We start from the raw sequence: 6,503 nt of genomic DNA, 5'->3' as shown, positions 1-6,503 counted from the left end.
CTCATTGCGGCGATCACATTCGGGTTAATTACGCTGCTTCATGACAAAGCGAATGATGTAAACGGCTTGTACCTCACTGCTCTATTCCTAATCGCAGCCTTCGCACCGAAGGCGCTGCAGAAGTTTGCAGAGGCTAAGTTCCCACCGCCCAAACAAGGTGGCGGCACATCATAGCTTGGCAGGAACAGGATCTGAGCAGGGGACAGTCACCTTTCTTCCCCCGAGAGGCCGCCGAGAATACCCTCAAGGCCCGGGACAGCCTCCACCCTGCAGCCTACGTGGCCGGTGGCATCGCCGCTCCCACCGAACAGGGGTCGCCGGAAACGAGCCCAGTGTCCGACACCCCAAGCGGGGATGGGAAGGGGATAGTCACTTTCGGCTTCACCAGTAGCGAGCGCAGGCGAGGGAACTGTCACTTTGCCAACATAGGCCGTCTACGGGACTTGAATTTTCGGAAATTCCGGGAATTCTACTCAAATCGGCCGCAGGGGCCGATCCCGACCGCTTGGGGCCGTCAGAAAGCTATGATCGAGGACGACTCTGGCGCAAGTGTAAGCCCTCCCGCTTCGCTGTTTGGGAAATGACTACCATTAGGGAAAATGAATGAAGCATGCTGGAATTTTCGTGATGATCTTCCTGAGCATTTTCTATTTCGCTGCAATACTCTTTCTTCGTAGTAACGATGTTTGGGTGCTCTTGAGGAGAGGCGATCTCAACGAGTTGGGAGATTTCTTCGCAGGCGTCTTCACGCCCCTGGCTTTCAGTTGGTTGGTATACGGGTATTTTCTACAGTCCAGAGAACTCCGCCTTCAGCGCGAGGAACTAGCGCTTACACGGAAACAACTCGGCAAGCAGACGGAATTGTTACAAGAGCAAGTAACCGCAGACCACCAGCATTCCATTCCCCGTCTTACTCTTAGAATCGCCTTACCTGGAAATTGGTGGGATTGGAAAGTCGAGAATAAAGGGGGCAACGCGAAAAACGTCGAACTGTTGAATCTCAATGAAGGACACACAGTTGACGAAAGGAATTCCTTGGCACCTGATGAATTTTTCCAACTCCAAGTTCCGAGAATCAGCTCTGTGCTGTCATACGAGGCGCGTTTCAGCTCGGACCGTTCAGAAAGGTTCCGTCAATGCTGGGAGATCGAGAAGGGCAAATGCAAGGAAATCACGGAAGGGCCGGAAAGGATAAATGACGGTCGAGAGGGTTAGGCGCCAGGCTAGCCCTTGAACTGAAGGGATACCTGCGGCGTGAGATCCGAACCGGGGACACCAATCTCTTCGACCTGACGCCGCTCTTCGACAAGCTTCTGAAGCAGATCAGTCGAACCGCAGTGGAAAATCGGGATACACCCACATCACGCTGACCATAGGAATTTCTGATGAAGAAAAAAACACAGTGACCGCAAAGGAGGACCTGCGCCAGCTCTTGGATGCAGGTGAGGGAGAGAGAGTGGAGTTCAAGGCGAGTCTCCGTTGGAACCGGCGCCGGAAACAACTCGATAAGAATCTCCAGAGCATTGTTGTCAAGACACTAGCCGGATTTCTCAATGGGGTGGGAGGAACCCTCCTAATCGGGATTAGCGACGCAGGGACGGCGGTTGGGATCGCGGACGACATCAAGACACTGCCGCCGAAAAGGCAAAACCGCGATGGGTTCGAGCTCCATTTTTGGAATCTCATTGTGGGCCAAATCGGCGGAGCAGCCACCGCGTACCTGGAGGTTACTTTTCACGAGGTCGATGGTGAGGACATTTGCCAAATTACAGTCGAACCCAGCAACGATCCAGTCTATGCGAAGGAGTCCCAGAACCAAGAAACCCTCTACCTTCGAACGGGCAATTCGACCCGCGCTCTACCCATCAGCGAAGCCGTGAAATATGTAAGAACCCGCTGGGGAACAACCGAGCCTAATGGAACTCTCGATGAACGAACGAGCGTGCCGCTCGAATCCTGGGAGATCCCTGGGGCTAGAACTCAAAAATTCAAGCTCTATGAAGCAGCGTGTTACTTGGCTCGGGCGAACCCCGCATGGCCTTTGCCGACAGAGGCTCGTGAGGAATACGATCAGCTCCTCAAAACAATCGAGAAGGAAGGTCTCGACAAAAAAGATCAGCCTGGGCATGATACGCTGTCCTTCAAAGCCGGTTTCCTAACAGGAGATGGTGAACGACGTCCAGACAAACGTTACACCCTCGAAATAGAGCGCCAAGTTCTCAGAAGATATCTACTGTCGCTGAACAGATCCATCCCGGCGTTCCTTGAGGAGCGCTTTGACGAGTGGAACTAACCTTCATTTGTCCCTTGGCCTGGATCACGAGCTGTTGGTGGTAATGAGGAGCATGGAATTGAGCAAACTGAAGGAAGTGGGGAAAGGACTTCTCGGTCTGATTCTATTGGCCATTTTGGCGCTTGGAACGTGGTGGGTATTGCGGGCAGTCTGGTCGGAGCTATCAGGCCTCGATAAGAGCGTGTTCGCCGCGTTGATTACGGGCACGCTCGTAGCCTCGGGCGCGATTTGGGTCAAGTTCATTGAACACAAACACTCGGTAGAGGCGCAGTTCAGGGATGCGAAGGTGGAATTGTTTAACGAGTTCATGGGTACTCTGGATAAGATGGGCTCTGAAGACATCCCGGCCGAGGAGATGATACCCATAATGAAGGAGTGGAAGCGACGGATCCTGTTCTGGGGCGGACCGAAGGTCATGCGCGGCTTCCTGTCTCTGAGCACCTTGCCGACTAACACCAAGACGGTGGGGGAAATGTCTCGATCCATGCAGGTGATGGGCAAACTCATCCTCGCAATGAGGAAGGATGTGGGCCTTTCGAACAGAGGGCTCGTGACCGGGGCGACCAAGGGCGTCAGCAAGGGAACGATCATGGGTGCCCGCTACATGCTGCGACAGCCAGACCTCTTTTTGGCTTGCCTGCGTAAGAACCCGTCCATGCCCATAGAGGAGTTTACGATCCTAGAGGCGTTGGCGGACAGAGAGACGGGACCATCCTCCTAACCGTACTTGCGATGGCTCCGAAAATCTTTAAACCGAAGTTTCAGACATAGAGACAATATAACTCCTTGATTCCAAAAAACTACATCACGAAGCGGATCTGGCCTCGTGAGAAGGACAGTCCCCTTCCGGTCCCCGCGTCCTGGTCGCGTGAAAACGGACTTGCTCTTCAAGGTTTATGCCCGCGGAGGTAAGGTTCGAGAATGGCTAAGAAAAGATTGCTGCAGTACAGAGGCAAACTAAGTGCTGTACAAATCGCCGACGGCATGAATGCCGCCCGTCGCAACGCTCGTCGTTTGGCAGACGACGCCAAACTACTTCTCGATGCGGGTCGCTACCCTACGGCAGCTTCGATCGCAGCATTATCAATTGAAGAAAGTGGGAAATTGAGCGTGTTGCGCGGACTCGCGATGTCGCCTAACAAGGAAGTGCGTAGCCGCAGCTGGAAAGATTATAGGACCCACCGCCACAAAAACGCAGCCTGGATACTGCCGGATCTCGTCGCAAAAGGGGCGCGAGATTTAGATTCACTGCGGCCTGCAACTGACGTCACAGCGCCACACACAGCACTCCTTGACCAAGTCAAACAAATTGGTTTTTACACCGACTGTTTGGGTGCCGCCCATTGGAGCGAGCCCGAGCAGGTCATTGATGAAAACGTATCAAGGCCGTTGGTCAAAATCGCAGATCTATTGGCAAAAGGAGGGAAAATTACGGCAAAAGAGATTGAGCTTTGGATCGAGCATTTGCGGCCTGTCTATGGGGCACCCCTCGAAGTGATGAAAATGGCACTCCTAGACTGGTATGCCGAAATGCTTGAAAGCAATCTTTGGGAAGACAGAGGCGTGCCATTGGAGGCATTTGTACTTGGAGACCATGAGGACAAGTTGAACGAATGGCTCAAGTTTAAAGCCGACATTCACAGGACACGATAAGGCTGGAGCATTTGAGGAGGGAACTGTCCGCCTCGCTCCCAATTGGGCGTCCCGGTCCAGGCGACTGTCAACGTCGACGGTCAGGGTCGGGTCTTGAGGTGTGCCGGCCCATCGCAGATTGCCGAATTTTGGGGCACTGAACTCGGCAAGAGGAGCGAAACCGATGCCCCACTAACTCCGTAAGGCGGCGACGAGACGGGGACAGTCACTTCTTCTGAGTGACTTTTTTTACGTGCGTGTACCGAACACGGGACGTGGCCGCGAAGTGGCCGATCCACCAGCGACCGCCGGAATGCACTTGAGTTCCACGGTGTTATCGTGGGACCGTACCGCGTCCGCTCATGTCCTCTTGCCACCCGCGTGCCCTCCGTGCCTGCGCGAGTTCATAGCTCGCCTGCATCCGCACCCGGTAATCGCCCGTACACCAGCCGATGGCTTCCAACGCGAGTGCCATGTTCGCGGACACACCCGCCTTGCCGTTCAGCAGACGCGACAGGGTGCTCCGCTCGCATCCCGGGCGCGCCGCCGTCTCAGTCACGTTCCAGCCGACCTCGTCCATGCTCTCACGGATCAGTTCGCCAAGGTGCGGGGGGTTCAGCATCGGACCCACGCGCTCGCTGCCGGTGCTGTTCATGATCTTTCCTCCTTCCATCAGTGGTAATCGACTAAGTCCACATCCACGGCATCATCGTCTTCGAAGCGGAACACCACGCGCCAGTTGCCCGATACACGCACACTCCATTGACCCGCTCGGTCGCCCTTCAATGGATGCAAACGAAAACCCGTAGCGTTACGCGCCGCTAACAGGTCCGACCTGAGAGAGCGCAGACGGCGCTTGTCAAGCAGGGCATCGTCAAAGGAAGTCGGCTGCTTTGCCACGGTGCCGTACGGTCATCAAGGGCTCGGGCTGGTGGTCTTCAGATTCCGCATTGGCCGTGCCAGTCCATGCGGAAAGCGGACACACGAAAAGGGGACAGTCACCTTGCGGCGGTCATGGTCGGCGACCGCGAACATCGAATTTGCCGACGTCGTGCGACAGGTCCATCAGGATTATCTGCGCGTCGGGGCCGACATCATCACCAGCAACAACTTCTGGACGGCGCCCACCCGGCTGGAGCGGTGCGGGCTGGGCCGGTAGTGGAAACGTTACGCGCGGGCGGCCGCCGAGAATGCGCTGAAGGCCCGGGACAAACTCAATCCCGCGGCCTACGTGGCAGGTGGCATCGCGGCTTCCACCTTGCAGGGACCGCCGGAATCGAGCCCGGTGGCCGACACCCGGCAGATGGGTAGGGAGGCCTGTTTTCGGGAGTGGGCGGAACACGCCAAGCTCCTGGTCGAGATGGCGGTGGATTTGATCCAGGCCGAGTACCTGAGCTTCATCGAGGACTGCCTGACCGCCGTCGATGCCTGTACTGAGGCGGGCGCAACCGTATTTCTGGGCATTCGGCATACCCGGCCGGACGGCACGATGCAATACGGCGAGCGCCTGGAAGATCTGGTCGAGGCTTTGGAGTGCCGCCCCGTGGGCGCGATCATGCTAATGTGCAGCAATCCGAAGGCGATCTCAGCCGGATTGCCGCGGCTCCGGAGGGCTTTCTCCGGTCCGGTCGGAGCCTATCCCAACCTGGGCTACAATCCCACGGGCCCGATAGTTAACCCTCCTATGCTGACTAACCAGAAGGTCAGCTCTGGTCCCGATATTCTGCAGAACGCCGAATACACGCCCTCACGGATGGCCGAGTTCGCACTGACCTGGAAACGGATGGGAGCGCAGATTATCGGAGGTTGCTGCGCCTCGATGCCCGAGCACATAAGCACCATGCGGGCGGTGGTCAAGGGGAGCGGCGCCGCTTGATCTCCATAGCCTCAATTACCAGAATCCGACGATTCAAAGCGCTGGGTAGTGGGTTAAGAAAATGTTGTGGAAGCTCTGCTTGGCACCGAACTAGTTGTTCTCGTTCTTCGTCTGAGGCATGATGCAATCTGGCGGCGGGTGCGGGAATCGAACCCGCGGACCCAAACCAGCTAGCTGGGTCGCCCGATTATAAGTCGGGAGTATTAGACCGCTCTGCCAACCCGCCGCCGACTACCTTTATCACACTCGGGTATTCTCCCACTCACTTTGAGAAAAATAGAATACGACGCCCCGAAGCAGGACAAATACGGCGGCCTCAGCCACCTGCTTGGGTCCTTCGGGAGCAGCCGCGTCCACACTCCTCACCGTTCTGCTATCCAGCAGAGCAGGGATCTAACAACAACACGAGAATGTAAGAAGTATAGAGAGTATAGGCTCGCCAAGGGAGACGAGCAGTGCTGCAACGTGGGGGAACATGAACAACACCACCCGCATCGCAGCAGTCACGCCAGATGAGTGGAGAATGCCATGAACGGGCAGAACTTGTCAAGTCTGCTTCGGCTGAAGGTAGTGGAACCACAGAGCGTTGGTGGATATGTTTCGACAATTCTGTATATTTTCCCAAATCCACATGTGCATCCAGCGTCGTCTACGGGCGAACAGGTGCAGGGAAGTACAAAGTGGTCTGCAAGAAAATGCAGT

At 55.9% G+C, this 6,503-nt stretch carries 5 protein-coding genes, 1 tRNA gene and 2 pseudogenes; 5 read left to right on the top strand and 3 right to left on the bottom strand.

Translation table 11 applies throughout. The features are described from left to right. The first annotated feature begins 603 nt into the window (after nucleotides 1–603). From OXT71_00890 to OXT71_00875, 4 genes are all read left to right on the top strand, one after another. Nucleotides 604–1,215 (top strand): hypothetical protein, encoded by a 612-nt coding sequence (locus OXT71_00890; protein ID MDE2924939.1) that lies wholly within the window; start codon nucleotides 604–606, stop codon nucleotides 1,213–1,215. A 187-nt stretch (nucleotides 1,216–1,402) separates the two neighbouring features. Next, nucleotides 1,403–2,293 (top strand): ATP-binding protein, encoded by an 891-nt coding sequence (locus OXT71_00885; protein MDE2924938.1) that lies wholly within the window; start codon nucleotides 1,403–1,405, stop codon nucleotides 2,291–2,293. 58 nt (nucleotides 2,294–2,351) lie between these two features. Then, a complete protein-coding gene (locus tag OXT71_00880; GenBank protein ID MDE2924937.1) occupies nucleotides 2,352–3,014 on the top strand; it encodes a hypothetical protein in 663 nt (220 codons plus the stop codon). 200 nt (nucleotides 3,015–3,214) lie between these two features. Beyond that, the gene (locus tag OXT71_00875; protein ID MDE2924936.1) at nucleotides 3,215–3,946 is read left to right on the top strand and encodes an AbiV family abortive infection protein; all 732 of its coding nucleotides are present in this window, start codon (nucleotides 3,215–3,217) and stop codon (nucleotides 3,944–3,946) included. Between the two features lie 313 nt (nucleotides 3,947–4,259). Here OXT71_00875 and OXT71_00870 read toward each other — a convergent pair whose 3' ends face one another. Together OXT71_00870 and OXT71_00865 are read right to left on the bottom strand one after the other, a co-directional pair. Continuing rightward, nucleotides 4,260–4,580, bottom strand: coding sequence for a HigA family addiction module antitoxin (locus OXT71_00870; protein MDE2924935.1), 321 nt, complete (start codon nucleotides 4,578–4,580; stop codon nucleotides 4,260–4,262). A 17-nt stretch (nucleotides 4,581–4,597) separates the two neighbouring features. After that, nucleotides 4,598–4,729: pseudogene (locus OXT71_00865) on the bottom strand (type II toxin-antitoxin system RelE/ParE family toxin). A gap of 127 nt (nucleotides 4,730–4,856) precedes the next feature. Here OXT71_00865 and OXT71_00860 point away from each other — a divergent pair. Further along, nucleotides 4,857–5,801, top strand: a pseudogene (locus tag OXT71_00860) (homocysteine S-methyltransferase family protein). A 129-nt stretch (nucleotides 5,802–5,930) separates the two neighbouring features. Here the strand turns inward: OXT71_00860 and OXT71_00855 are convergent. Further along, nucleotides 5,931–6,027 (bottom strand) — tRNA-Ile (locus tag OXT71_00855). Between the last annotated feature and the right edge of the window lie 476 nt (nucleotides 6,028–6,503).

This window comes from Acidobacteriota bacterium, from assembly GCA_028874215.1.
In the GTDB taxonomy this organism is placed as follows: Bacteria; Acidobacteriota; UBA6911; order RPQK01; family JAJDTT01; genus JAJDTT01.
Note: the sequence above shows the minus strand (reverse complement) of the source record. Positions and strands in the feature narration are given on the sequence as shown.

Coding starts and splice junctions, on each gene's coding strand:
- OXT71_00890 (MDE2924939.1), top strand. CDS start 604: ATGAAGCATGCTGGAATTTTCGTGATGATCTTCCTGAGCATTTTCTAT.
- OXT71_00875 (MDE2924936.1), top strand. CDS start 3,215: ATGGCTAAGAAAAGATTGCTGCAGTACAGAGGCAAACTAAGTGCTGTA.
- OXT71_00870 (MDE2924935.1), bottom strand. CDS start 4,580: ATGAACAGCACCGGCAGCGAGCGCGTGGGTCCGATGCTGAACCCCCCG.